We start from the raw sequence: 26,563 nt of genomic DNA on the forward strand, positions 1-26,563 counted from the left end.
CACCGCTATGCGAATAGTCGTTACCGGCGGCGCCGGTTTTTTAGGCTCTCACCTTTGCGACCGGCTTTTGGCCGAAGGACATGAAGTCATCGCCATTGACAATCTGATCACCGGCAGCGTGGATAATATTTCGCACATCCGCGATAAACGATTCACGTTTATCCATTATGATGTGACCAACTATATTTACGTCGAAGGCCCTGTGGATTTCGTGTACCATTTTGCAAGCCCCGCAAGCCCGATTGATTATTTAGAATTACCCATTCAGACGCTTAAAGTGGGTTCGCTCGGGACACATAAAGCGCTGGGTTTGGCCAAAAGTAAAGGCGCCGGTTTTTTGCTCGCCTCGACTTCGGAAACATATGGCGATCCGTTGATCAATCCGCAACATGAAGAGTACTGGGGCAACGTCAACCCGGTAGGCCCACGCGGCGTATATGACGAAGCCAAACGATTTGCCGAGGCGATGACGATGGCCTATCATACATTTCATAAAGTTGATACGCGCATCGTACGGATTTTTAATACCTACGGACCGCGCAATCGCCCTAATGACGGGCGCGTTGTGCCGACGTTTATCAATCAGGCAATTCGCAATCAGCCCATTACCGTTTTTGGCGAAGGGAAACAAACGCGCTCTTTCTGCTATTGCAGCGATTTGATTGACGGCATCTATCGCCTGAGTCAATCCAGCGAACACTATCCCGTCAATATCGGAAACCCGCACGAAATGACGGTGCTTCAGTTTGCTCAGCTTATCATCCGACTGACCAATAGCAAAAGTGAAATCGTATATCGTCCTTTACCTAAAGACGATCCGACGGTTCGCCGCCCGGATATCAGCAAAGCCAAACGGCTTTTGAACTGGGAGCCTACTGTAGATATCGAAACCGGATTGCTAAAAACGATTGAATACTTTTCTGAAAAAATGAAACGCGAAGGCAAATAAAAATTTCACGCGTTGCACTTACAATTGATCCAATAAAAAGACCTGCTTGAAAGAGCAGGTCTTTTGTTTTTTTAAAATAATTTTCAGAAACACTCAATTGCAGCTTTGGTAGTACGTAAAGTGATGCTCGATATAGGGCGTACCATACGCTCCTCCGCCCGCATAGTCTTCTCTGTAATACGCCGGGACAAAACGGCAACGACCTTGGGAATCTCTGAATAGTACACCGACTCTTTTATAGCGGTACAGCGGTATTCCCAGATTATTTTTTTCGATAACCTGATTACCGATGACACCGATTTTCAAAATAGCAGCGCCGCTATAAGTTTTTTGGACATACGCTTTAGCCGAGGCCTCCGCTGCCGCATCATGTAATGTCGGATTAAATTGCGACGATACGAGCGACGATGGGAATTTGCTCTTCACATCGGCGGATAATTTTTTTAGGAATTCCCGAAACGCGGTGATCTCATTTTGACCGAGATTAGCTTCCTGCGCCGCTTTGATGACATCGGCTATTTTTTCTTCTTCTTTTTTCATAAAATCGGCGCCGTTATTATCCAAAATATCCTGAAGGCTTGATGTAACACCGATTCCTTTACCCGCTTCAAATTCACCGATTTCATGGTTTTTCAGAAATTCATAATTAGTCAAAATTCGGGTCGCCTCACTGATCTTATCTTTGATCATATCTGTCACGACACTCTGAGCCAATTCATTGCGCTCTTCGGCGATCACGCGCCAATGTCCGGGATTTTTGGACAGTTCCGTGGTCCATGTTTGTTCGGTATTCTGAATATTGGGATATTTACGTTTGATGAGCGCATCCAGTTCGTTCATTTGTTTGAGCATCGGTCCGACGTCGGAGGGACGCGGTGAAGTCAAACCCTGATTGTATAACACAAACTGCGTGTCATGTTTTTTATTGTAAAGGTAACCGAATATCCTTATCGCTTCGGAATATTTGTTACAATCTTGAAAAAACTGTTCTTCCATGGCTTTGGATGCCGCGATAGCCGCGGTACGCGCATCATTTCTTATTTCTTTTGCATCAAAATCAAACCACTTGGCGCCATATCCGCCGTAGTTGATGAGTAATTTGTTATCTTTGATGTCCACGATCGGCGCGTCCAACGAATCTCTGCCGCTGTACCATATACGAATATATTGACCCGTTTTATAATTGGACCCGCTGAAATTATACACCGGTATGACGCGAAGTTTGTTTTCTGTAAATTCTTTAGAACCTCCGTTATCAAAGGCAACCGTAAACATTTTATTTCCACTGTTGGTGGTGCGAATACTTTGAACGGTTCCTTTATTCCATTGGCCAAAATCCACGGCTTCGATGACGTCGCCAACCTTAAATCCGACGGGCTCGCTGGATGCACCGGAGCCTTTCGCCCGCACATTGGATTCCTTCACCCAAAATCCGCTATAATTTTCGATTTTTACGAAATACTCGTTCGGTTGACCTTCATTTACTTTTTGAATTTCCGCTTCATACCACTTTCCGTCACGGTCGAGCACTTCCGCATATTCACCTACTTTGAATCCTCCGTCTCCGGTACCGTACACCTTGGTTTTACTTCCCGAAGCGGTAGAAGCCGCGGACATACTCGCGTTAGCGGAGGCACTTCCGGAAGAACCGATCGCCCTCACTTTACCTGCTTCAATCCAGCGATCATAAGTTGACTTATAGCCTTGCCAGTGAATAAAATATTTATCGGCTTCAACTTTAAGAATATCCACTTTATACCATTTACCATCCGTTTCTAGACCTTCGGCTACATCGCCCACTTTGAACGCGCCGGATGATGTCGTTTCAGTTTTGTTTTCCTTCTTTTCGTCTTTTTTTTCTTTGACTGAACCGGTTTTGAGTTTGACTTTTTGCGCTTGCACTGCGGGTAAACACAGAACAAAACAACACCATAAGAGCACGCTTCGAATTGTCATACGACCTCCTTCACGAAATGAGAACCATTAAGATTATTCTTGAAGACATGAGAACTTGCGTGCTGTAAGATACAGCCAAGTATTGGAGGGCACAACCCCATGAGTATGGGGTTGGGTTCATACAGAAAAAAACGACGTAGGCTTGGTTAGTTATCCTGCGGGGCGGGTTTGCGTAGCTTGGCAAAAAAATCTTTAAGTATGGCCGAACATTTCGCATCCATAACACCGCGAAGGATTTCGATCCTGTGATTGAGGCGTTCATCCTGCACAATATTGTGCAGTGAACCGCAGGCACCGGTTTTGGGATCACCCGCTCCAAAAACAAGCTGACTCATTCGCGACAGGACCAGCGCACCGGCACACATGGAGCACGGTTCGAGCGTGACGTACATCGTAGCGCCGTACAACCATTTGGAACCGATCGTAGCCACGGCCGACGTCATCGCGATCATCTCCGCATGCGCCGTCGGATCCTGAAGCATCTCCACCTGATTGTGACCGCGCCCGATAATGCGGTTTTCCAAGACAATTACGGCGCCGACCGGGATTTCATTTTTGGCGTACGCTTTTTCCGCTTCTTTAAACGCCATCGCCATCCATGTTTCGTGCGTATCCAAAACGTTTTCCTTTCGTTAAAATAATTACGCATAACTAAAGATTTTACTTTTGAAAAACAAGTTTCTTCGCTACTTTTGATTCCGACCGAATTACAATTTTAACGCGCACCCCGACGATCCGACTCCCGCGCTCAGATGGAGATATGGCATGACGGAGCAAGTCCGTAACCGGTTATTTATGGCGTTTGTCGCGCTGTTTCCTATTCCATTCATCGTATGGTGTTTTTTCCTCATGCGCTCCATGACGGAAAATCAGACGCAGATCCAATCGCATACCGATAAAATCGCCCGTATATATAAACTGCAACAAGCCGTGTACGGTCTTGAAGAAGTTATTTCCGATCAATTTTTAGCGGCCACCGACACGAGTTTTGATGACTGGAACCGTATCTATCAAAAAGCCTGGCAAGCCTCGCTCGGCGTAGATTGGACGGATGCGTCGGTATTTGATATGCGCAATGCATTGCCCCGTATCGACAATCTCTACCAGCGTATTCATAAACGAAAATTCAAACGCGCTACGATCATTCCCGATAGCATCCGGGTAGAAAACCTCACCGGCGAAATGATTGACGAAATTCATCGTGCCGCCGAATCGCTCGGTATCTCTGCTGAAAAGCTCCGCACGCGCAGTATCCGTTATCAGGAATCCCTTAGTCAGGACTGGCACACGGCGATCAAATTTCTCATCATCGCCAGCGCGATCACGATTCTGATCAGCGTTATCGCCGTTTTTTACCGTTACAGTCTGCAACGCAATAAAAAACTCGCGTTACTTTTGTACCGGCTCAATGAAAATGTATCCGGCATTTTAGGCAATACGCCGGATGGGGTTTGTACAGTCGATGAGCATTTCAAAGTGCTGCTGATCAACGAGCCGTTTAAACGGCTGTTTCATCTCCGCCATCAGATCGAACTGCATCCCGGTTCCAATATGATCGATCATCTGAAGCCAGATGCCCAGGCGGCGTGGGTGATCGTACTTACGCGTGCGATGCGCGGCGAAAAATTTATGATCGAACAGCAGTTCCAATTACCTGACCGGCTTGTGCTCGCCGAAGTGTCATTTAACCCGGTTTTGGTCAATAACAAAGTCAATGGTACGGCCATCCATATCCACGAAGTCACCAAACAAAAACGTTCGCAAGAAACGGCCGATCGAAAAAACAAAGAACTTCAGGACACGATCGAACGTCAGTTTCGTATGATCGAAACCATCGTACAAACGGCGCACGACGGTGCGATGATCGTGGACGCGTCGGGTCAGTTTCCTTTTCAAAACGATGTGGCGCGCGATATCATGACAACGGCCGGGACCCCAACATCGCTGAGCCTGTGGTCGGGCATTCACGGCGTATTTCTGGACGGCAGCGAACAACCCATCGACAGCCAAAAACTGCTCGAACGCGCCCGCTCCGGTGAAGTTTTTACCATACTCGTACGCAACGAACGTTATACGGAAGGACAAAAATTTGAAGTGTCGGCGTCGTCGTTAACCGAAGGCGACGATCAATCACGTATCATTGCCTTCAAAGCGCCGCCGGAAATCATCCCTGTGATGCAGGAAGTGCCCGTTCCTGAAATCGCACTCAAGGGTGCACTGGAAGAAATCCCGCAGTGGGCTTTTACGATCAACCGGGAAATGGCCATTCAATCCGTGAATACCGCTTTTGAAAAACGTTTTAATAAACCGCGCTACACGACGATCGGTTATGATATCCGTCAGCTTATTCACCCCGATGATCAACCGGCCTTTGAAAGCCGTATACAAGAGGCTTTACCGGAACATCCCGTGCATACCGCCTTTCGTTTCCTTATTGACGGACAAGCCACCCACATGGAGACGCGCATCATCGGCGGAGCACTGACGATTTTATGCGTTGGTTATTCCATCGAAGATATGCTTTTGGCCGAAGCGGCCGAAGAAATGCGCTCTGCGCCGCAACCGCTCTTTACCTTTGACTGCGACGCGTATGGTGTCATCACGCAGATCGAAGGGGATCGCACACTGATGCTGCCTTCGTACCGCAGCGAATGGCAAGGCCAAAGTATGTTCAAACTATTCGAACAAGATCTTCCCATGCAGGAAGCCTTTTATCGCGCACTTGACGGACAACCGATACAACGAAACGCTGCGTATGGGCAACAAGAAGTGACTATCGTTTATCAGCCCGTCTTTGACGGCGTAGGTATCATCGCAGGTCTCAAAATTCAGATCTTCGATGCGGCGGCACTTCTTGCATTTCAGGAAAAAATCAAGACACGTCTCTCCGAAAAAGCTTCCATATAATTTCATCATTTTACCCTTTTTGATCAGGTTTTCAATATACCCTGCTTAGGGTATTGTGTATGCGCTGCCCTGCTGCCTAATATCATACCGTAGTGGTCAGGTTTTCACTATGTTAAAATCGTATGTAAATGTTATCAGCAGAGGTGTCTATGGAATCAATAGGCGTCAATAGCAACGTATATGCAGGCGGAAAAGTTTTTCATATACAAACAGCCGGTAATTTATCCTCCCTTTTGGTCAAAGCGGAAATTTTTGATTCCGGCCGTATCGTCACCGTTCATCAAAAAAAACTCGATCCGGAACAGTATAAATATTTAGATACCGATCGCTTTCGCGATGTCGTAGCGGCATTTCATCAGGATATCGCGTGGGAAATCGAGTTGCTTTTTTTTATCCGCGACCGCATCAAAACCATCAAACACGCCGTCTCCAGCAATAAGATCGGCTTGCTTTTTTTGCACAAAGGTTTGGTGGATGAGGCCATTGCCGAGTTTGAAAATGCCATAACCATCAATCCGCAAATGGTCGAGTCGTATCGTAATCTGGGTTTAGCGTTTGTAGAAAAAAAAGAAACGCAAAAAGCCATCGAGGTCTTACACAAAGCGATCGCGCTGGAACCGCGCTACGCGGATTTGCATAATAGTCTCGGCCTCGCTTATGCGCTCAATGGCGAATTGGATACGGCGCTCCAGACCTACGAAACCGCATTGGAGATCAACCCTAATTATCTTGAAGTGCATCTCAATATCGGCATGGTGATTCTGCGCATGCACGCCGAACGGTTTCAAAGCGCCGTTTTTGCGCCGTCTTCCATCAAACCGACGCGCGTGATCAATGAACTTCAAAAACTGATGAACGCCCGCACGGAATTTATCAATTATCGTTTCTTCAGTTTTCGCTTTGAAAAAGCCATTCGCCAGATACAGGACAATGATTTTTCGGCGGCGATACAAACTTTGAAAGATATTCGCGAAGCCACACAAACGCCGAATCTCGACGAAACCATGCACGGTTTTTATCTCAAATTTTTGTTTGGCGGTGCCGGCAAAGACGAAAAAGTGCTGGGCGAATACCGTGCGCGGCTTGAAAAAAGCGTCGAAGAACATCCGCACTTTGCCGATTTGCATAATTCGCTCGGCGTGGTTTATTTGATCCAGTGCCGCAACCTTTTTATTAAGGCCATGAGTGCTTTCAAAAAAGCTTACGAAATCAATCCGTCCTATAAAAGCGCGTACAAAAACTTCCGGTTGGTACAAAACGACGGACGGGAATTCCTCAATCTCTTGCGGGCCATACTCAAGTAAGTATCGCGCTGTGGCTTTACAACGGTATTTCGGAGGTAGTTTTATATTGCCTAAGTACGCCCTTTGCGTGTATATTGACCGGCGATACAATGGTTCCAATTAATCGTTTAAACACCGTCTAATGAAAATTCTGATTTTGGATGCCGTGGCGTCGGACGCCGATGCCTTGGAAAAACGTCTGCGCCGTCGTTCGATCACGGTCAAAGTGCGTCGTGCGCACATCAAAGCGGTGTTCCTTCGCGAATTGCGTGAATTTCAGCCCGACATTATTTTAGCCGATTACACACTCCCCGATCTCAACGGTATTGACGCTCTTACGCTGGCCGGCGATTTAGCGCCTAAAGCTCCTTTTATTTTTGTCACGGCGCACAATGGTGAAGCCGTGGCCGTTCGCTGTATGAAGTCCGGCGCTTTTGACTATGTGCTCAAAGATAAAATCGAAGACCTCGATCACGTTCTGGAGCGGGCCGAAACTTTCATCCAAAATAACGCCGTTCCTATCACAGCACATTTTGAAATGGCGCCGGAGCAGTTTCGTCGCATCGCCGAAAGTACACGGGATCTGATCACGGTGATAGACATCGAAGGACGACGCATCTACACGAGTCCATCGTATGGCGATTATCTGGACACACATCAGGTGGAGCAAGGCTCATCTTTTTTTGATGAAATCGTGGCGGAAGATTTGCCGAAGGTCAAACAAACTTTTTATGAAGTGATTCATACCGGCAACGCCATGGTCGTCGAACATCGTATCATGGCTAAAGACCGGAAACTGATGTTTGTCGAAGCACAATGGAATCCGATCTTTGATAATTCCGAAAAACCCGTGCACATACAAATCGCTTCGCGCATTATCACACGCCGCAAACGCGCCGAAGACGCCTTACGCGAGCATGTGCGCCAATACCGCGCCATGGTCGAACACATCGCCGACGCGATATCTCTGATCAATCCCTATGGTATCGTACTTTTCACCAGCCGTTCCACGCACCGTGTCACGGGCTATAACATCAGCGAATTTGTCAGTCAGAATTTTTTTGACTTCATTCATCCGCAGGATCGCGCCGAGGCGTTAGAGTATTTTCAGCAAGTCCAGGCCAAAGAAGGCATGGCGCCTTATACCGAAATGCGCATTCGCCACAAAGACGGAAACTACATTTGGATCGAAGGGCTTGCAAAAAACATGCTGCACGACCCCAATGTCAATGCGATCGTTTTTAATTACCGTGATATCACCGAATGGCTGCGTTCCGAAGCGGCGTTGCGCGAAAAAGACGAATTATTCCGCGCCTTGATCGAAAATAATTCCGATGCGATCACGCTGATCGACGCTGAAGGACAAATCAAGTTCAGCGTGCACTCCGTTTTAGGATACGACGATGCCGAAGCGGTCGGGCAAAATATTTTTGATTCCATCCATCCCGAAGATCAAGACCACATCGCCGAAGTATTTGAACAATTGATCGAGGCACCCGGCACTTCGCTAATCGCCGAATACCGTGCCATGCACAAAGATGGTTCCTGGCGATGGAATGAATGTACCGCAAAAAATCTTTTGAAAGAACCGCACGTACGTGCGATCGTCATGAACGCCCGCGATGTGACCGATCGTAAACTGACGGAACGCGCACTCTCCGAAGAGAAAGAACGACTTTTGGTAACGTTGCAAGCGCTCGGTGACGGCGTGATCACCACGAACACGGAAGGGCGTATTATGCTAATGAATCCCAGCGCGGAACGTATTTTGGGAACTTCACTTTCGACCACACGCGGTCAAACGGTCAAATCCGTTTTTCCTCTTCTATCTGAAACCGCAGATAACAAAGCAGTGCATCCGGTGGATGTCGTTTTGAACGAGCAGCAAGCCTTCGTCTCGTCCGAATTTACCTATAAAGTTGCCGGCGATCAGTCACCGCGTTCTATTTTAGCCGGCGCTTCACCGATCCGCGATATGAGCGGTGCGATGCAGGGTGTCGTGATGGTTTTTTCCGATATCACCGACCGCATCAAAATGGAACAGGAACTGTTGAAGTCCCGCAAAATCGAATCAATCGGCGTGCTGGCCGGCGGTATTGCGCACGATTTCAATAATATTCTTTCGGCCATTATGGGAAATATTTCTTTGGCTAAAGTTAAGATCGCGGCCGCACAAAAAGATAAGGCTCAGGAACTTTTGAGCCGCGCCGAACGTGCATCCGAGCGCGCGAAAGAACTGACGCAACAACTTCTCACATTTTCCAAAGGCGGCGCGCCGGTCAAAAAAACCGCCAATATCGCCGATCTGTTACGGGAATCCGCGCAATTTTCGTCGGCCGGTTCCAATGTCCGTTGCGAATTTTTCATTCAGGATAATCTGTATCCTTCCGATGTGGATGCCGGTCAGATCAGCCAAGTGCTCAATAACTTGATCATCAATGCGCGTCAAGCCATGCCCAATGGCGGCATTATCCGTATTCTTGCACAAAACCATGCCATCCAGTCTCACCATGAAGGTATGCAACTCAAGCCCGGCTCTTACCTCAAAATCGCTATCGAAGACAACGGCTGCGGAATTTCCGAAGAACATTTGCAACGCATATTTGATCCCTATTTTACCACCAAACAAACCGGCAACGGTTTGGGTCTTGCGACGTCGTACTCGATCATCAAAAATCACGACGGTGCGATCACGGTGGACTCCAAAGTCAACGTGGGTACGACGTTTACGCTATATCTCCCGGCATCCAAGTTTGCCGTTCAGCAGCCACGCCCGCAGGAGCCGCAGGCGCTTTTATCCAATGGCCGCATTTTGGTCATGGACGACGAAGAGTCTATTCGTGAAATGGCTTCCAATATGCTCAACCACTTGGGATTTGATGCGGTCTCCGCCAAATCGGGCGAAGAAGCCGTCGCGTTGTATGAAGATGCACGCGCACGCAATAAGACTTTTGACGCGGTTATTATGGATCTCACAATTCCAGGAGGGTTAGGTGGTAAAGATGCGATGGCGCGGATTTTGTCCATCGATCCGGCTGTCTGTGGCATTGTTTCCAGCGGCTATTCCAATGATCCTGTCATGGCTGATCATACACGCTACGGTTTCCAAGGCATTCTGCCCAAACCCTATTTCATCAACGATCTATCCCGCGTGCTCAATCAACTTCTCAAACCGAAGGCCTGAAATTAAAGACCGGGTAAAACGGCTAAAGCGAATTTAAGATGCGTTCACTATTTTCTGACCGACATCTACGTAGTCACTTCAAATCAATTTCAAAATCATTGCGAAATCCTGCGGCATCCCAAATAATGCTTCTCATAGTACGACTCATCCAGCGATGAAATCGTTACGCCGACCGTCGTACTAGCGTGAGCGATTTGGTTATTTCCGACATAGATACCTACATGCGAAGCGCCGACGGCACCTTTATAGGTATTTTGAAAAAAAACCAAGTCGCCAAATCGTAATTCATTGCGTGTGATCGGTGTTCCTTTGGCATACATGTCCGCAGCTTGCCGCGGCAATTCGATCTGACGAACTTTTCTGAAAACCGCGCCGACAAATCCTGAACAATCCGTACCCTCTGATTTTTTTTCCATACCAAAACGATAAGGCGTACCTATCCAAGTTTTGATCTCTGCCATCATCGCTTCTTCGATGTTTGCCGGTTCCTTCTTTGCACCGGTCGCGGATGAGTCACTTACCGATGCGGTCGGCATATGCGTTTCAGACGCTTTCACCGACGTCTTTTGCCCATCGGCTTTCACGGCACGATAGATCGGTTGAGGCGTGCAACCGACAAACACCAGCATAACAATCAAAATGCGTGTCATTTTTTTTCCGGCGCATGCGCCGCTGTTACTTTTTTGATCATCGTGTCCTTATTCGGCGATTCTTCCTCACGCGCTTCCTTCCATATTTTTTTACCCCACAGACGCAATAACGCCGGCAGGATAATCAGGGACGAAGCGGAACAGATAATAATACCAAACGAACACATATAACCCAGGCTGGCCAACCCGCGGTTGTCCACGAAAATCAATGAACCAAAACCGATCACTGTAGTCGCCGCACTCAGAAAAAGTGATTGGCCGGTTTCGTGAATGGCCGCATACACATCGTGGCTGTGATCTTCAAGATACCGCGAAATAATATAAATACCGTAGTCCACGCCGCTCCCGATCAAAAGCGGGAGCGTGATCATATTGACAAAATTGATCTTGATGCCCATGAGCCGCATCACACCCATGATCGTGAGCAATGAAAATGTAAGTGGAACCATGCATACGAGTACCGCGCGAAATTTGCGATAATGCACAATCACTAAAAGCAATATCGCGGTCAAAGAAACAATCACGGCAATTTGAAAATCCTTTTTTACGAGGGTGAGAAATTCAGCCGTCACAACGCGGATACCCGTAATGATAACGTTTTCATTACGAATCTGTTCGTCGCGATTAAACTCATCCACAAATTGATTGACGATATCGATTTCATACGACTGACCTGTAAAATCAACTTGGGTGACCACTTTTTTTACGCCGTTACGTTCCACGTAAAAATGTTTCATGATTTCATTAAAGCCTTCGTCTTCGAAGTTGCGTATCGTGATAGGCTCACGCACCTGCAACATATCGCGCAAACGGTCGAGACGGAAATAATTCATCCGAAGTCCGTTTTTATTCATCTCCAACCGGATTTTAAAGAGAATACTCTCGACGTCCAGATTGCGAATGGCCTCAAGGTTATGCTTCTGCTGCTCGATGGAGGGAATATAACGCAGCATGGAGTTGTATTCTTTGATCATGCCTTTGGCCGTCAATTCGTCCAATTTGGCATTGAGCTTATGCAAACGGGCGATCAACGCATCATCCGAAGTCGCCGAAACGACAACGCTGATCGGCTTAAAGTGCGAGCCGAATTTTTGTTCCAAGCGCCGGATCATCTGAAGATCAACATCGTTTTTACTGCGGATATTTTCGATGTTATCGTCAAATGTGACGCCAAGGCCTTCATCTTTACTGGGTACGACTCCGGTTAAAACGCCGATCATAAATATCGTTATGATCAGTGCGCCTGTAGCGATGTATTTCGGATGTTGGAGAACAAACCGTGAATTGAATCCAAGCAATTTGCTGAACGCGCCTTGAAGGTAATTCACACGCGGATTTTTACGTTTACGAAGCTTGATCTCTGCCGGCATGACAATCACAACCGCAACAAAAAGTATCAGGATGCCTACCCCGCCGAGAAAACCCAGTTCATACAATCCGCGGAATTCAGTAACCATGAGTACGATAAAAACAAATGCCGTACTGACAGCACCGTAAAAAACACTGGTACCGGTTTCGCGAAACGTGATATCCAGATTTTTTTCAACCGTATTATGGCGTTCATGCGTTTCCTGTTCGACAAAGCGATTATAGATATGTATCGCATAATCTACCCCAAGCCCCAATAACATCGCACCGGCTGCCGCCGTGATGATATTGACTTTTTCAAACATCAGATCGGCAAAACAAAATACCCACGTCACACCGGCAAGTATCGGTATCATGATAAACGCCAGCGAACGAAAATTACCAAAGAAAAAAAAGAAGAGTACAAGAATTAATAATATCACAATAAACGAACTGCTGATCAGACCTTGTTTGACGGCATTGGCGTTGGCGAGGGACGAAACATAGTTACCGCCCAAAGTCACGGAGAGTTTTTTACCGTTATCACCCATCGCTACGATAAGCGAATCGGTAATTTCGCGGCTGCGTCCTACGATCGTTTCGCAAAATTTCGTGTCATTCGCTACGCCGTCCGGTTTGACGAACATGAGCAGCGTACGTTTGTCTTTGGACATGTAGTAGCTCTCTTTTTCTCGAATTAACGAGGCATTTTGAGGGCCCAACATTTTTTCGATATACGGCACGAACAGTTCGGACAAAAGCAGCGGATCTTCGCGTAAAACACGCTTCAGCAAAGGATCCGGCGGAATCGGCGCATTGAGTATATTTTTAGCGTTGAGAATGGCTTTTTCGATATTGGCATCATCTAAGCGTCGCACGACCGAATCCAAATCCTGCGGTGAAAGATAGAGCAACGCATTGCGAATAAAAAAATCTTCGACAAACGATTTTTGATCGTCCGTGATCCGGTAATTGACTTGTTTGACCAATCCCGATGCCATAAAGGCCGCATCCAACCGCTCGGCGTAATCTTTGATGATTTCCGGCTCGGCGGGCAATGAATCGTTGGTTTCGATAAGCAGGATATGTGTTTCCTGCGCACCAAAATCTTCGTTGACTTCCCAAAATTCTTTGATGAGTTTGGAATTTTGCGGCAACAGATCAAAATTATTAGTGCTTATTTTGATCTGCATCATGTAATATGTAGAGACAACAGTTATAAGCCCGACGGCTATAAGAACGGACGTAGAGTGACGATAACAAAAACCTGCAATGGCCGACAAAATACGCTTCATACAATACTCCTAAATAGTGGCGCAAAATAGAATATTTAGGTTATTTGTGCAATTTAATTCACCTCTTTATTTGTCATCATAACATGGACTGTTTACCGCTTTCGCATTGAATTAAAGTTCGCGAACATCTACTTTTTTGTATGACCACACAATATATATTACAACCCATGCGATGGGTTATAGGAATCAGTCTTTTGGGAATGGTATTACCCGTTATGGCACAGCATGGCCATTCCTTAAAAGTTTCCGAGACGGATGATCTCTCCGCGGCCGATGTGTCTTTTTACCTTCAAAGAGCCTCTGAACTTTTAGAGCAGCGTGAATATGCATCGGCATTACGCCATTTTGTTTTTGCCGGGGAAATCGAGCCTTCATTGTATCGTCAATTTGTTTTTCAGTACAAATTGGCCAAAACGTATCGCGGTCTTCGCCAGATGGAAAAGGCCATCCAATATTTTTCACATACCGCGACCGACTCGGCGTTTGGCGACTTTGCGCTCTTATCTCTCGGTGAATTATATTTGGCTGTAGATAGTACGAATCAAGCCGGGTCGGTTGCACGCCAGTTGTTGCGCCGTTTCCCCAAGTCCGCTCTTATTCCGCATGGGTATTATCTCCTGCTGAAGAGTACTGATATTCAAAAAGATGACGGGGCATGGAAACCGACGATGGCGGATCTGCGGCGCATTCTGTCGGATTATCCGAAATTGCAAATGCAGTGGGAACCCGATCTCCTGCAAAGAGAAGCACGTTTTTTTATACGCAATCGTGAAAACGAACAGGCGCAGGCGATTTTACGTCGTTTACAAAACGAATACCCTTACTCACAAGAGGCATACGAGGCTTGGCCGCAATTATTTAGTTTTTATCCATCCAAAAACAATCCTCCCCCTGTAGATGACTTGATCAATGCATTGCAGGTGCGCATGATGCAAGGTCATCATACCGAAGCGCTCAATATGATCGCCGCTTTAAGGACATGGTATATAGATGATTTCGCTCATAAAGAAATAGATTTTATGACGGCGCGCATTTATTTCGCTCAAGGAAAGTACGACTTGGCGTTGCCGCGTTTTGCCAATCTATGGTCGGATCATGCGTCTGCGGAAGCGCTTTTTCAGATGGGTCGCGCAGCACGTTATGCGGATGAAATCGAACGATCCATTCACGCGTACGGCCAATACTTGCAGCACGGAAAACTCAACGATGCATGGTCGTCGTATATTCGTTTTGAAATGGCCAACAACCGTGCGATACACTTCGATTCCGCCGCGATCGGTGAAGTCAACGACGGATACCGTTCCGTATATCAAAACGCCTCCCAACGTTCGCACTATGCCGTCGCATCGCGCTTTCGCGAAGGGCTCAATTGGTATGTCGCCGGGACGTATGACAGCGCGATCGTTTATTGGGAAAAATATATGCGCAGTACGCCGTCTCAAAAAACACGCGCACAATACTGGATCGCCCGCGCGTACGCCAAAAAAAATGACATACAAAAAGCGAAAGCGTTGTACGAAAGTATTACGCACACCAAAGGGGATGAATACTATACCACATTAGCACACATGCGTTTGACTTCGCATGACCTGCGCGCTTTTTATTTTACCGATACGACCGATAGCGGCAACAAGACCAAAAAATTATTCCACCCCGTAAGCATCCCCGATATCGGTAATGATCCGAGATTGGACCGCGTAGCGATGGCTATTAGAATCGGTGAAGTGGCGTGGGGGGAACAGGAAGCCGAGCCGCTGGTGAATGACTACATCACCCGCCGCGATCGGGGTGAAAAATTTCGTGATTATTTGGAAAGCCTGCACGCATACGATCTGGCCGTGGATGTCAATGTTGCTCTGAAAAAGAAATACCGCAGCTATTATAAAATATACAATGACGACGTGCGCATGTTTTATCCGCTGTACTATCGTCCGTTGGTTAGGCATCATGCGACAGCCTATCGTCTGGACGAAACTCTGATCTTTGCATTGATCAAATCAGAAAGCGCTTTCCGCACGTACGCATTGTCCCCCGCTCGCGCGATCGGTTTGATGCAAATCATGCCGTTTACGGGCAAAGCGCTGGCGGCAGAAACCGGTATGCCCGACTTTCAACCTTCGTCTTTGCATGAACCGGACGTCAGCATTCACCTCGGATCCCACTATCTCCGGCAACTTGCCGATATGTATAAAAATTATATACCGGCTGTATTGGGCGCATACAACGCGGGGCCGCATCGCGCCACGTTTTGGATGAAAGCGTTTAACAACGAGGAACCTGACATCATGCCGGAAGTGGTGGAGATTTTTGAAACGGAAACGTATATCAAACGCATTCTCGTGGATCGCTATAAATACGATCTGAAACTGCACGCTAAATAAAATCCGAATACACCATGCGTTGGAATATGCGGCAATCACTGCAATTGCGCACACGGCACTTTTTATGCAGTTCGATCAGCCCTTGCGCATATTCGGCATTGATCCGATCCGGCATGCCCGGTAAGCGTTTCCTCATCCAGCCGATGATATGATTGTGTTCGTACGATGCCCACGTTTTCATACACGTCATGACGGTATCATGCAGTTGTTTATCCCCTCGGCGTTGTGCGTACAGCGTGACGTACGGAACGATCGCATTGACGATGATCTCGTATGCGCGTTGCTTTCCGATCAGATCGGAATACGCGCGGCTCGTTTGGACATTCCACCAAATGTGTTCCCCCCAATAACCGTAGGCACGGACTTTTAGAATACGATGTAAGTTTTTGAGAATTACTGGCGGCGTGTCGCATTGAGAAAATAGTCGTACCACAGCAGCACTCAAACCGTCTTTGAGATGAGTTACAAGCAATCCCGCAAGAGCGGCCATGCGCGGAAGAGGGTAATTTTTCGGGCGAAGCCGGTCGCGTATCCAAACCTCGGCATGCAACGGAGTAATTTGGTACTGCGAAGATAAGGCCAACCACAAATCCCATAATCGCCCTGCATAAGGCCACAACTTGGGATCGGCTGACATTGTCGCCTCATCCGGAAGCAAACCCGCCGCACCGATCAGCAGCGCTTGCACACGCATCAGCGCGACCGATGAATCTACACCACTTGCCGAAGCATACACTACATCATAAGGCACACGTTCGGCTAACATACAAAAAGGAAGCCTGTTCTTTGTAAAGCCCATCGCATCACACAGAGCATAGTAGAGAAGCTGCTCATCCGGCCACTGTTTTTCTTTTTGTAAGTTTTTGAGTTGCTCGGTTTTCCGGCGCAGCCGATGCGCACCATTTTCCTGCACCCATTGCGTTACAAATTCAGGTTCGATGGACGACACAAAGTCACTGCAAAAAAGAGTATCCTGATCCGCATCCAATAGCATTACCTTTTCCGTCAGCGTTTTCAAAGTATCGCTCAGTTGATCTTTGATTTCCAGCGTGTATGGTGCCCCTTGGTGCAGATCTTTATCGTGACGGTACACGACATGTAAGATCACTCGAAAATAAGCCGGATCGCGTTCATGGCCGTGTTTGAGCCAGTCTGTGGTTTGCCAGTGAATTTCTACATCGCCGCACAATATCGTATCACCGATGCGCAAAGTCGCCTGACGAAAGTCCGGCCCACTGCCGCTGTGCCATCGCCCTTTGTCTAAAATGCGAATTTTATGCCCCTCCACGGTCGTCAGATCATCCATACGCAAAAACAGGTAATTCCATATACCCTGTATGATGTGTTCGGAAATGCGTTCGGCATTTTCACGCAACTGGATGTCGCTATAAATGGACTCGACGTAAAACATAAAAAATCTGTTGCAAAAAATGGAAAACTGGCTATATTCATGCCACGTTTTTTGAAACGATAAAACGCCGAAGTGGTGGAATTGGTAGACGCGCTGGACTCAAAATCCAGTTGGGCTCAAACCCAGTGAGAGTTCGAGTCTCTCCTTCGGCACCCCAAAGCCATGCATAATACTGTTATGCATGGCTTTTTTATTTCTCTCAATTAAAAATCTCGCATCGTATTTATTAAAAAATACACCACGATAGTTTGAATTTTATGTCAATTTCTGACAAAAAAAGGCCTTAGAGTTATATACGACGTAGTATAGAAACGACAGCCAATAAAAAAAACCCGGTTTTAATTATCCAATTTTCTTTTAGTGATTAAATAAATCCCTTATTTTCAATTGGTATAAATCGCGCACGATTTACTTGCATAGCCCGATTTCACGATATACATTAATAGGTCTCTCAGTAAAATATCTCCGAGTGAAGAAATCTCTTAATCGAAACGGAGAGGAATCAATTCGTCAATAAAATAAAAAAGGCTCTACTGCTTTCGCAGGCAGAGCCCAAGACTTTTCATCTGCGGCATATAGCCTTATTGTGAAAAGATTTCAAAGGTGTGATTTGATCACAAACTAAGATAATATCAGATTCGTCGTTTGTCAATACTCTATGGAGGAAAAAATGGGAAAAACTCTTGGGTTGGATTTAGGCACTAATTCCATCGGATGGGCCTTAGTTGATAACGAACATAAGCAAATCATAAAAACCGGTGTTCGTATCTTTCCGGAGGGCATCAATAGGGATACTAAGGGTTCTGAAGTGTCAAAAAATGAATCACGAAGACTAGCCCGCCAAGCGCGTCGAAATAATTTCAGAACAAAGATGCGGAAATCAATACTTAAAAAAGCGTTGATTGCTAATGAATTGTGTCCAAATGGCGATACGTTAACCGATTGGCATGCGCTAAATCCATACGAACTCAGGTCGCGAGCGTTAAAGGAAAAATTATCACTTCACGAAATAGGCAGAATCTTATATCACCTTTCGCAACGCCGAGGCTTCAAAAGCAGTCGAAAAACGGCCAATGATAAAAATGAAGGAAGCATATTTGACGGAGATGAAAAAATCGGAAAAACGGGTATCAATGAAACAAGTGATTTCATAGCAAAACATGGAACCCTTGGGAATTACCTTGCCTCATTGGTTCCTGACAAGAAACCTTACAATCAACTGAAAAGGATACGTAATCGTTATACAACCCGTGATATGTATATTCACGAATTTCAGATCGTATGGGAAGCTCAATCAAAGTATTATCCCACCGCCTTAAATAATGAACTTCGTGATACGATAGGACATCCTGAAAAGGGGATTTTGTTCTTCCAACGCCCACTAAGATCGCAGAAATTTCTTATCGGCAAGTGTACGCTTGAAAAAAAGAAACCACGCTGCCCCTCCAGTGCGCTTCCTTTTGAAGAATTTCGCGCATGGCAATTTATTAATTCGATACAGCGCTGGAACTCTAACGGTGAAATCATCAATTTTTCAACAGAAGAGCGACTCGCTATCTTAGATGTTATCAATACTTCCGAAAAAGCTTTCGAATTCAAAAAAATACTCAACAAAATTGATAAGAAGAGGTTATATAGATATAACTACGTACCCGATCACACCGTACCGGCAAACCCCACACATGCCGGGCTGATCAAGGTCTTTGGAAACAAATTATGGAATGCCATGACTGAAGATGATAAAGAAACTATTTGGCATAACTTATTTATTGCCAAAGAAAATGAATGGCTTAAAGGAGAAACAAATTCCAATTCTCACAGATGGTCCGATCGAGCAAAGGTGCTTGGCTTGTCAGATGAACAGCTTGAAAAGCTTTCCAAAATACATCTTAAAGATGATTATGCCAACCTTAGTCGCAAAGCGCTCAACAATATTTTGCCCTTCCTACGCATCGGCTTTATTTATTCGACAGCTGTTTTGTTCGGCGGCATAAAAAACGCCCTTGGGCTATTGTGGGATGAATTGAGCGAAGAATCTAAAAATAAAGTAATAGAAGAAATCAACAATCTTAAAGAGTCCAATACCGACGAAAGGCTAAACGAGCTAATAATAACTTATTTGATCAAAAGATTCTCACTCTCTCCGACCCAATTAAAAAAACTTTATCATCACAGTGATGATGAGGTTTTGAGAAAGCCTGAATTAGAAGAGTTGCCCCAGCCTAAAAACCTTCGCAATCCACTCGTTCAACAAGCATTATATGAGCTACGTAATCTTGTTAATCACATTATTAAGCAATATGGAAGACCCTCCGAAATCCGGATTGAACTAGCTCGTGATTTGAAAAACCCAAAGAAAAAACGTGACGAGATGCGTTTTGAAAACAAACAACGAGAAAGAGAAAATACTAGGATCAAGCTTGAGCTTGAAAAACTAGGTGAACTACCATCTCGTGACAATATTCAAAAATATGCGCTATGGGAAGAATGCAAAAAACAATGCCCTTATACGGGTAAAGAAATAAGCGTTACCGATCTTTTTGGGAACAAGTTTCAGATTGAACATATTATTCCGTGGAGTGTTTCTTTAGATGACTCTATGGCCAATAAGACCTTATGTGAGGCCAATGAAAATAGAAATAAGGGCGATCTAACGCCATATCAGTATTACGGGAAGAACCTCGAAAAATGGGATGAAGTTAAGCGTAGAGCGTATGACTTACTCCCAATGTATAAATATAAACGATTTATTCGTGAAGAAATGGCCGCTCCGGATGATTTTATAGCCCGCCAGCTTAATGATACGCGTTATATCAGCCGTGAAGCCAAACAATACCTTAGTCATGTATGCAAAAACATATTGGTTACCAAAGGCCCCTTGACGGCAGAATTGCGACACTACTGGGGTATGAATTCTATTTTGAATCCGTCAGAAAATAAGAAAAGCCGCGATGATCACAGACATCATGCTGTAGATGCTATCGTTATCGCGTGCAGTAAAAATTCACATTTTCAAGAACTTCGATCTTGGAATAAGTATCGAAAAAGCCATGAAAATCATAATTTTCCTGAACCATGGAAAGGTTTTCTTGATGAGGCTAAACAAAGTGTCGAAAGCATACTTGTTTCTCACAAGAACAGACATCGTTTGTTATCTACAACTAAGAAAAAAATAGTTAAAGATGGGAAAAAATTTACCGGACAAGGTGTGTCCGCTCGGGGTACGCTTCACGAAGAAACCGTATATGGGAAAAGAAAATCTCCATTCGGAGACGAACATTTTTACACAGTTAGAAAACCTATCGGAAGTCTTACTCCCGCTATGATACGAGACAAGATCGTTGACCCTGAAATCCGTAAACTGATATGGGAACGTCTAATGAAGTACGACATAAATCCTAACGATAAAAAATTTGAAATACCCAAAGACGCGTTTGCTAAACCGATATACTTACGAAACAAAAATGGCGACCCTGTACCGGTTTTTAAGGTGAGAATTCGTGTCGAATCATCAAATATACTTCAGATGCGAGAAGGGGTTAATCAATGGGTTGATCCCAAAACAAATTTGATGGTTATTTTATATCGTGATCAACAAGGAACATTGTATGAAGAAGTTTTAAATTTTTTTGAAGCAACAAAAAGAAAAATCAATAAGCAATCGCTTATTAGTATTCACGAAAACAAGCAGTACTTTGAATCTATTCAAAAAAACGACCTTTTCGTACTTGGGTTAGCTAAGTCACAATTCAGAACTTATTTTTCAAGGCCTGACATCCTAAGCAAACATCTTTATAAAGTAGAAGCTATTTCATCAAAGTATTATGAGTTTAGGCTTCACTGCGAATCAACTCAAAAAAACAATGATTTCCCGGAATACCTTATAATTAGTAGCTTGGGAGCAGGAAAAAAAGGTTGGCTAACTTTTAATCCAATAAAAGTAAAAATTGACCCATTAGGAAACATTGTCGAGGATGCTTAAACGAACCGTTTACATCACCAATCCTTTTCACATCAGTTGCCGTCTGAAACAACTGATATTGACACCTAAAGAGGATGGTAAAGAAACTACCATGCCCGTCGAAGATTTGGGTTTTGTGATATTGGATCATCCTAATACGACCATCACATTGGCCGCTTTGCAGGAACTTCAAGCCAATAACACGGCGGTGATTGTCTGCGATGCAAAGCATCTTCCTGCCGGATTACTATTGCCATTAGAAGGACATTATCTGCATAGTGAACGATTAGCGACTCAAATACAAGCTTCAGAACCGCTCAAAAAACAACTGTGGCAATATACCATCAAATACAAAATACGAAATCAAGCTAAACTTTTAGAAAGCTTGGGGTATCCGTTTGAAGCGGTAAAACGTCATGCAGACGAGGTCAAAAGCGGCGATACTTCAGGAGAGGAAGCCAAAGCGTCGCGTCATTATTGGAAAAATTTATTTCCGAATATGGACTTTCGGCGCGATCCTGACGGTGCATGGCCTAATGCCGCGCTTAACTACGGATATGCTATTTTGCGTGCTGCGGTCGCCCGTGCTCTTGTGGGCAATGGATTGCTTCCGGCACTTGGGATTTTTCATCACAATCGGTACAATGCCTATCCATTGGCGGATGATATGATGGAGCCTTATCGTCCTTTTATAGACAGCTGTATTGTTGAAATTATCAACGACATGCGGGATACAACCGAACTTAATAGAGAAATCAAAGCGCGGTTGATACATACCCTATCATCGGATGTAAAAATGCTGGGCGAGAGAAGTCCCATGTTAGTGGCCATCGAAAGAACGGCCACGTCGCTCTCAAAAAGTTATGAAGAAAACATACGACAGCTTCTCTATCCTGAAATGAATTGACCGCTTAATCATTGACGAGCCGCACTATGCAGTTCGACCGAATTAATGCGTACCGAGTTATGTGGGTTTTTGTTTTTTTTGATCTCCCTACCGAAACTAAACCTGAGCGCAAAGCCCATGCGCAGTTTCGTAAAGAATTGATGAAAGACGGCTTTACGATGATGCAATTTTCAGTGTATGTGCGTCACTGCGCCAGCGCAGAAAGCGCGGAAGCGCATATTCGTCGCGTCAAAGCTTTTATGCCCAAAAAAGGCCATGTCAGTATTTTGCGTATTACCGATAAGCAGTACGGAGATATACTCAATATCTGGGGCGCCAAAACCGAACCACTTGAATCACCGCCTGCCCAGTTGGAATTTTTCTAACAATTTTTCGCCAAAAGCACAAAATAAGCCGACGTCTTAGTTTCGCAGTAATTCAAAAAATTAAAAAAAGAAAAAGATGCCCTTTATTGCAAAAAGAGCATCTTTTTTCATTTTTAAACGATATTTAAGCCCTCTAAGTCGAACGATTGTGTGAGTTACAATCACATCGAATATCGTTCATACACCTTTGAAATCAAACCACAACCGGCTTGCCCATTGCTCAACATTACGCTTTAATATCGTTCATACACCTTTGAAATCAAACCACAACGATTTTTTTGGCAATCGCTGTTTTAGGCTTAATATCGTTCATACACCTTTGAAATCAAACCACAACAGAGTGCGTTATTTGACGGTTGTTTCCCTCAATATCGTTCATACACCTTTGAAATCAAACCACAACTGTTTGATTCTTTAAGTTGCGTTATCGTAGAATATCGTTCATACACCTTTGAAATCAAACCACAACCTTCAGTTTGCGATTCAAATGTTTCCGATGAATATCGTTCATACACCTTTGAAATCAAACCACAACAGTACTCATGCCGTCGTTCCGGTTAAACCGAATATCGTTCATACACCTTTGAAATCAAACCACAACTAAAGTCCAGTATCTATCGTTTCCGCCGTCAATATCGTTCATACACCTTTGAAATCAAACCACAACAACGCTGGGCTTTAAAGGTTTATACGATGCAATATCGTTCATACACCTTTGAAATCAAACCACAACGATAGCCATTCTAAATCGTTTCACGTTTCTAATATCGTTCATACACCTTTGAAATCAAACCACAACAAACGGCAAGGAAAGTAATACAAGAATATAAATATCGTTCATACACCTTTGAAATCAAACCACAACCCGATCAGGCTTTTGTATTCGGCGTCTGCCAATATCGTTCATACACCTTTGAAATCAAACCACAACAGACCACTTTCCGGCTATTTTATCGGTTATAATATCGTTCATACACCTTTGAAATCAAACCACAACACAATACCTTCAGCAATGCTGGCAGCCTTTAATATCGTTCATACACCTTTGAAATCAAACCACAACAGACAGTGTGCGTGAGACAACCGTAGAAGAAATATCGTTCATACACCTTTGAAATCAAACCACAACCAGTTTGTACATCCTGCGGTGCGGCGGTGAAATATCGTTCATACACCTTTGAAATCAAACCACAACATTGTGATACGGACAGTATTTTTACTCCTAAATATCGTTCATACACCTTTGAAATCAAACCACAACGTGAAAAAGATTTATCCAAAGAACGGTTTAAATATCGTTCATACACCTTTGAAATCAAACCACAACTGTCCATGTCTGTGAGTTAAAGTCAAATCAAATATCGTTCATACACCTTTGAAATCAAACCACAACGCTATTCATGACTATAAATTTGCTCGGTTGAATATCGTTCATACACCTTTGAAATCAAACCACAACTGTTCGTGTCGGCTTAAAAAACGGTACGGTAATATCGTTCATACACCTTTGAAATCAAACCACAACCTTTTAACAGCTTGCCTATAATGACAAGCTAATATCGTTCATACACCTTTGAAATCAAACCACAACTTGAGCGCCTATCAGAATGTTGTCAGGATAAATATCGTTCATACACCTTTGAAATCAAACCACAACCTCCACGCAGGGAGTTTGCCGGACTCTTTGAATATCGTTCATACACCTTTGAAATCAAACCACAACAACCGGCAATAAAAGACCTTAGTGAGAGCGAATATCGTTCATACACCTTTGAAATCAAACCACAACAGATCCGGAAACAGGAAAAATGGTTCACTTAATATCGTTCATACACCTTTGAAATCAAACCACAACTGAACGTAGCCGCTGGTGTGCACGATATGCAATATCGTTCATACACCTTTGAAATCAAACCACAACCGAAGTCGTTGCAGTGAATCAGGTACGTCTAATATCGTTCATACACCTTTGAAATCAAACCACAACTCACTTAGATTCGGCCCGGCTTGTCCAAATAATATCGTTCATACACCTTTGAAATCAAACCACAACCCAACCGTGCAATTCGTCGCCATCTTTACAATATCGTTCATACACCTTTGAAATCAAACCACAACCGACCAATGCGATCATCATTATGATTGTGAAATATCGTTCATACACCTTTGAAATCAAACCACAACCACGCGACGTGGTTACCGATAGTGTCGCGAATATCGTTCATACACCTTTGAAATCAAACCACAACTGATATAGGTGCATCATAACTTTATATACGAATATCGTTCATACACCTTTGAAATCAAACCACAACTATTCATCGCGTGATACGTCGCTCATACTCAATATCGTTCATACACCTTTGAAATCAAACCACAACAGTCCTTCAGTCCACGATACATTCATAGTAAATATCGTTCATACACCTTTGAAATCAAACCACAACCGTGAGGAAATCATCGCCATGATGGACGCTAATATCGTTCATACACCTTTGAAATCAAACCACAACCCACCACGCTTCTCTACATCGCGCGATAAAATATCGTTCATACACCTTTGAAATCAAACCACAACCAGAAGCAATTGAACTTAAAGCGCACATTGAATATCGTTCATACACCTTTGAAATCAAACCACAACCGTGTAACTATAAATAAATTATTCTTTGTAAAGATCGCTCAAAGATTATCGAAATTAAACAACAAAATACTTTTGTTTATCTCACCGAAGCATTCCCAATAAAAAAACCGCGCGGTCTCCCGAGCGGTTTTTTTAACGAGAAAAATATTAATCGGATCAGGCTTCCGCACCTTTGAAAGGTTTGAATTCGATCCAGTCATTTTCTTTGAAAATGTCTTTCAACAGTTCACGATCTTTATCAGTGGGCAATACCGTTTCGCGATAGGTCTTGTATTGCTCTTCACTCAAAAGACGACCGTCCACTGTGTACGGCTGTTTGGCATGCAGACCGATGCTGCGGTTAAACTTTACATCGGGCACGATCAATTTGGGCATTTCGCGAGGGATCAGAGTATTCATGTCCTCCACGAGTTTGCTGATCTCGGCGATATACAGATCGCGTGCAAGCTGATTGAGTTTGTCTTTCTGCACTTCTTCATCCGTCTCATGTTCATTAAAACGACCTTTGAGACCCCATACATATGCCCAGTGCGCGTTGGACGAATTATCCGTTCCGAAAAGATCGTAGGCGGTAGGAACCCATTTGTTAAAATATTTCTGAATAATCTCGACCGGTATTTTGCCCGCTTTGATGATACGCTTGAGGCCGTTATTACCTGTGCCAAGGTGAAATGATTCTTCTTTGAGCATAGGATTCATACTCATCGAGAGCGGCATAAATGCCGAATGGCTCAGCATTTTGAGCTGAAACTTACCGTCCCGATCAATGAATTCGGTATAGGTGTAAAGATCGAGCCAGTTTTCCATCACTTCATTAAATGAACCCAGTAACCGTTTTTGTTCAAACGCACGGCGCTCCAGGAGTTTCATCGCTTCTTTGCGGCCGGCATCGCCGAAGTGCGTCACTAAGATGTGACTCATTTGCCAACCGTGGCGCATTTCTTCCGCGTTAATACGCATCAGCGCATAGAGATCGTAATCGCTGGGCGCACGATCCACCAGATACCGCTGCTGTTCGACCGAGGCAAATTCCGTATCGCCTTGGAATACGATCAACTGCTGCAACGCATCGCGAATACCCTGATTGGGTATGTCCAGCACGCGTTCCCACTTACGATCACCTCTAAAATCGCCGAATTCGATTTCGTTGTACTTCAGCGCTTCGTACTTGGGTTCCAATTTGTAGTTGGGAAGAAACCGCTTAAAAGTTTTTTCATCATAGCCGATGTCTTTTTTCCATTCTTGGAAAAGATCAATCCAATCGTCAAATGTGGAAACCTGTGCTTTGATCATAACGCGGCCTTTCGGTTAGGAGTTATTTAT

The 26,563-nt window shown here is 44.7% G+C and carries 14 protein-coding genes, 1 tRNA gene and 1 CRISPR repeat array; of the genes, 9 read left to right on the plus strand and 6 right to left on the minus strand.

Annotated elements, in window-relative coordinates; genetic code table 11:
• The first annotated feature begins 7 nt into the window (after positions 1 to 7).
• Positions 8 to 949 carry an SDR family oxidoreductase gene (locus HUU58_02795; protein NUN44583.1) on the plus strand — a complete coding sequence of 314 codons (942 nt, stop codon included), beginning with the start codon at positions 8 to 10 and terminating at the stop codon, positions 947 to 949.
• 93 nt (positions 950 to 1,042) lie between these two features.
• On the opposite strand, the gene HUU58_02800 is transcribed toward HUU58_02795, so the two are convergent.
• Both HUU58_02800 and HUU58_02805 read right to left on the minus strand, forming a co-directional pair.
• Positions 1,043 to 2,905 carry a hypothetical protein gene (locus HUU58_02800; protein ID NUN44584.1) on the minus strand — a complete coding sequence of 621 codons (1,863 nt, stop codon included), beginning with the start codon at positions 2,903 to 2,905 and terminating at the stop codon, positions 1,043 to 1,045.
• Between the two features lie 146 nt (positions 2,906 to 3,051).
• Positions 3,052 to 3,501, minus strand: coding sequence for a nucleoside deaminase (locus HUU58_02805; GenBank protein ID NUN44585.1), 450 nt, complete (start codon positions 3,499 to 3,501; stop codon positions 3,052 to 3,054).
• Positions 3,502 to 3,670: 169 nt separating this feature from the next.
• On the opposite strand from HUU58_02805, the gene HUU58_02810 reads away from it, so the two are divergent.
• The 3 genes from HUU58_02810 (at position 3,671) to HUU58_02820 (ending at position 10,279) form a co-directional block, all read left to right on the plus strand.
• Positions 3,671 to 5,812: a PAS domain-containing protein gene (locus tag HUU58_02810; protein NUN44586.1), complete on the plus strand. Its 2,142-nt coding sequence runs from the start codon at positions 3,671 to 3,673 to the stop codon at positions 5,810 to 5,812.
• A gap of 149 nt (positions 5,813 to 5,961) precedes the next feature.
• Entirely contained in the window at positions 5,962 to 7,116 is a 1,155-nt protein-coding gene (locus HUU58_02815) for a tetratricopeptide repeat protein (GenBank protein NUN44587.1), read from the plus strand.
• 121 nt (positions 7,117 to 7,237) lie between these two features.
• Positions 7,238 to 10,279, plus strand: a complete 3,042-nt coding sequence (locus HUU58_02820; protein NUN44588.1) for a PAS domain S-box protein — start codon at positions 7,238 to 7,240, stop codon at positions 10,277 to 10,279.
• A 95-nt stretch (positions 10,280 to 10,374) separates the two neighbouring features.
• Here the strand turns inward: HUU58_02820 and HUU58_02825 are convergent, their stop codons facing one another.
• Positions 10,375 to 10,929 carry a C40 family peptidase gene (locus HUU58_02825; protein ID NUN44589.1) on the minus strand — a complete coding sequence of 185 codons (555 nt, stop codon included), beginning with the start codon at positions 10,927 to 10,929 and terminating at the stop codon, positions 10,375 to 10,377.
• On the minus strand, positions 10,926 to 13,571 hold the full coding sequence (locus HUU58_02830) for an MMPL family transporter (GenBank protein NUN44590.1): 2,646 nt from the start codon (positions 13,569 to 13,571) through the stop codon (positions 10,926 to 10,928). Before HUU58_02830 ends, HUU58_02825 begins: the two co-directional genes overlap by 4 nt.
• A 140-nt stretch (positions 13,572 to 13,711) precedes the next feature.
• Here HUU58_02830 and HUU58_02835 point away from each other — a divergent pair, with 140 nt between their 5' ends.
• Positions 13,712 to 15,952, plus strand: a complete 2,241-nt coding sequence (locus tag HUU58_02835) for a transglycosylase SLT domain-containing protein (protein ID NUN44591.1) — start codon at positions 13,712 to 13,714, stop codon at positions 15,950 to 15,952.
• Here the strand turns inward: HUU58_02835 and HUU58_02840 are convergent.
• The gene (locus tag HUU58_02840; protein ID NUN44592.1) at positions 15,945 to 17,363 is read right to left on the minus strand and encodes a DUF2851 family protein; all 1,419 of its coding nucleotides are present in this window, start codon (positions 17,361 to 17,363) and stop codon (positions 15,945 to 15,947) included. The two genes, HUU58_02835 and HUU58_02840, sit on opposite strands and share 8 nt — an antisense overlap.
• A 66-nt stretch (positions 17,364 to 17,429) precedes the next feature.
• Between HUU58_02840 and HUU58_02845 the strand changes: the two genes are divergently transcribed.
• From HUU58_02845 to cas2, 4 genes are all read left to right on the plus strand, one after another.
• A tRNA-Leu gene (locus tag HUU58_02845) sits at positions 17,430 to 17,515 on the plus strand.
• A gap of 518 nt (positions 17,516 to 18,033) precedes the next feature.
• Positions 18,034 to 21,345, plus strand: a complete 3,312-nt coding sequence (cas9, locus tag HUU58_02850) for a type II CRISPR RNA-guided endonuclease Cas9 (protein ID NUN44593.1) — start codon at positions 18,034 to 18,036, stop codon at positions 21,343 to 21,345.
• Positions 21,338 to 22,231: a type II CRISPR-associated endonuclease Cas1 gene (cas1, locus tag HUU58_02855; GenBank protein NUN44594.1), complete on the plus strand. Its 894-nt coding sequence runs from the start codon at positions 21,338 to 21,340 to the stop codon at positions 22,229 to 22,231. The genes cas9 and cas1 overlap by 8 nt, the downstream gene beginning before the upstream one ends.
• Positions 22,232 to 22,257: 26 nt before the next feature.
• Positions 22,258 to 22,596: a CRISPR-associated endonuclease Cas2 gene (gene cas2 / locus HUU58_02860; protein NUN44595.1), complete on the plus strand. Its 339-nt coding sequence runs from the start codon at positions 22,258 to 22,260 to the stop codon at positions 22,594 to 22,596.
• Positions 22,597 to 22,765: 169 nt separating this feature from the next.
• Positions 22,766 to 25,240: a CRISPR direct-repeat array (repeat unit 36 nt; unit sequence AATATCGTTCATACACCTTTGAAATCAAACCACAAC).
• Between the two features lie 156 nt (positions 25,241 to 25,396).
• Here cas2 and HUU58_02865 read toward each other — a convergent pair.
• The gene (locus tag HUU58_02865; protein NUN44596.1) at positions 25,397 to 26,533 is read right to left on the minus strand and encodes a phenylacetate-CoA oxygenase subunit PaaI; all 1,137 of its coding nucleotides are present in this window, start codon (positions 26,531 to 26,533) and stop codon (positions 25,397 to 25,399) included.
• Positions 26,534 to 26,563 lie beyond the last annotated feature (30 nt).

The sequence above is a fragment of the bacterium genome, assembly GCA_013360215.1.
Taxonomy (GTDB): Bacteria; CLD3; CLD3; order SB21; family SB21; genus JABWCP01.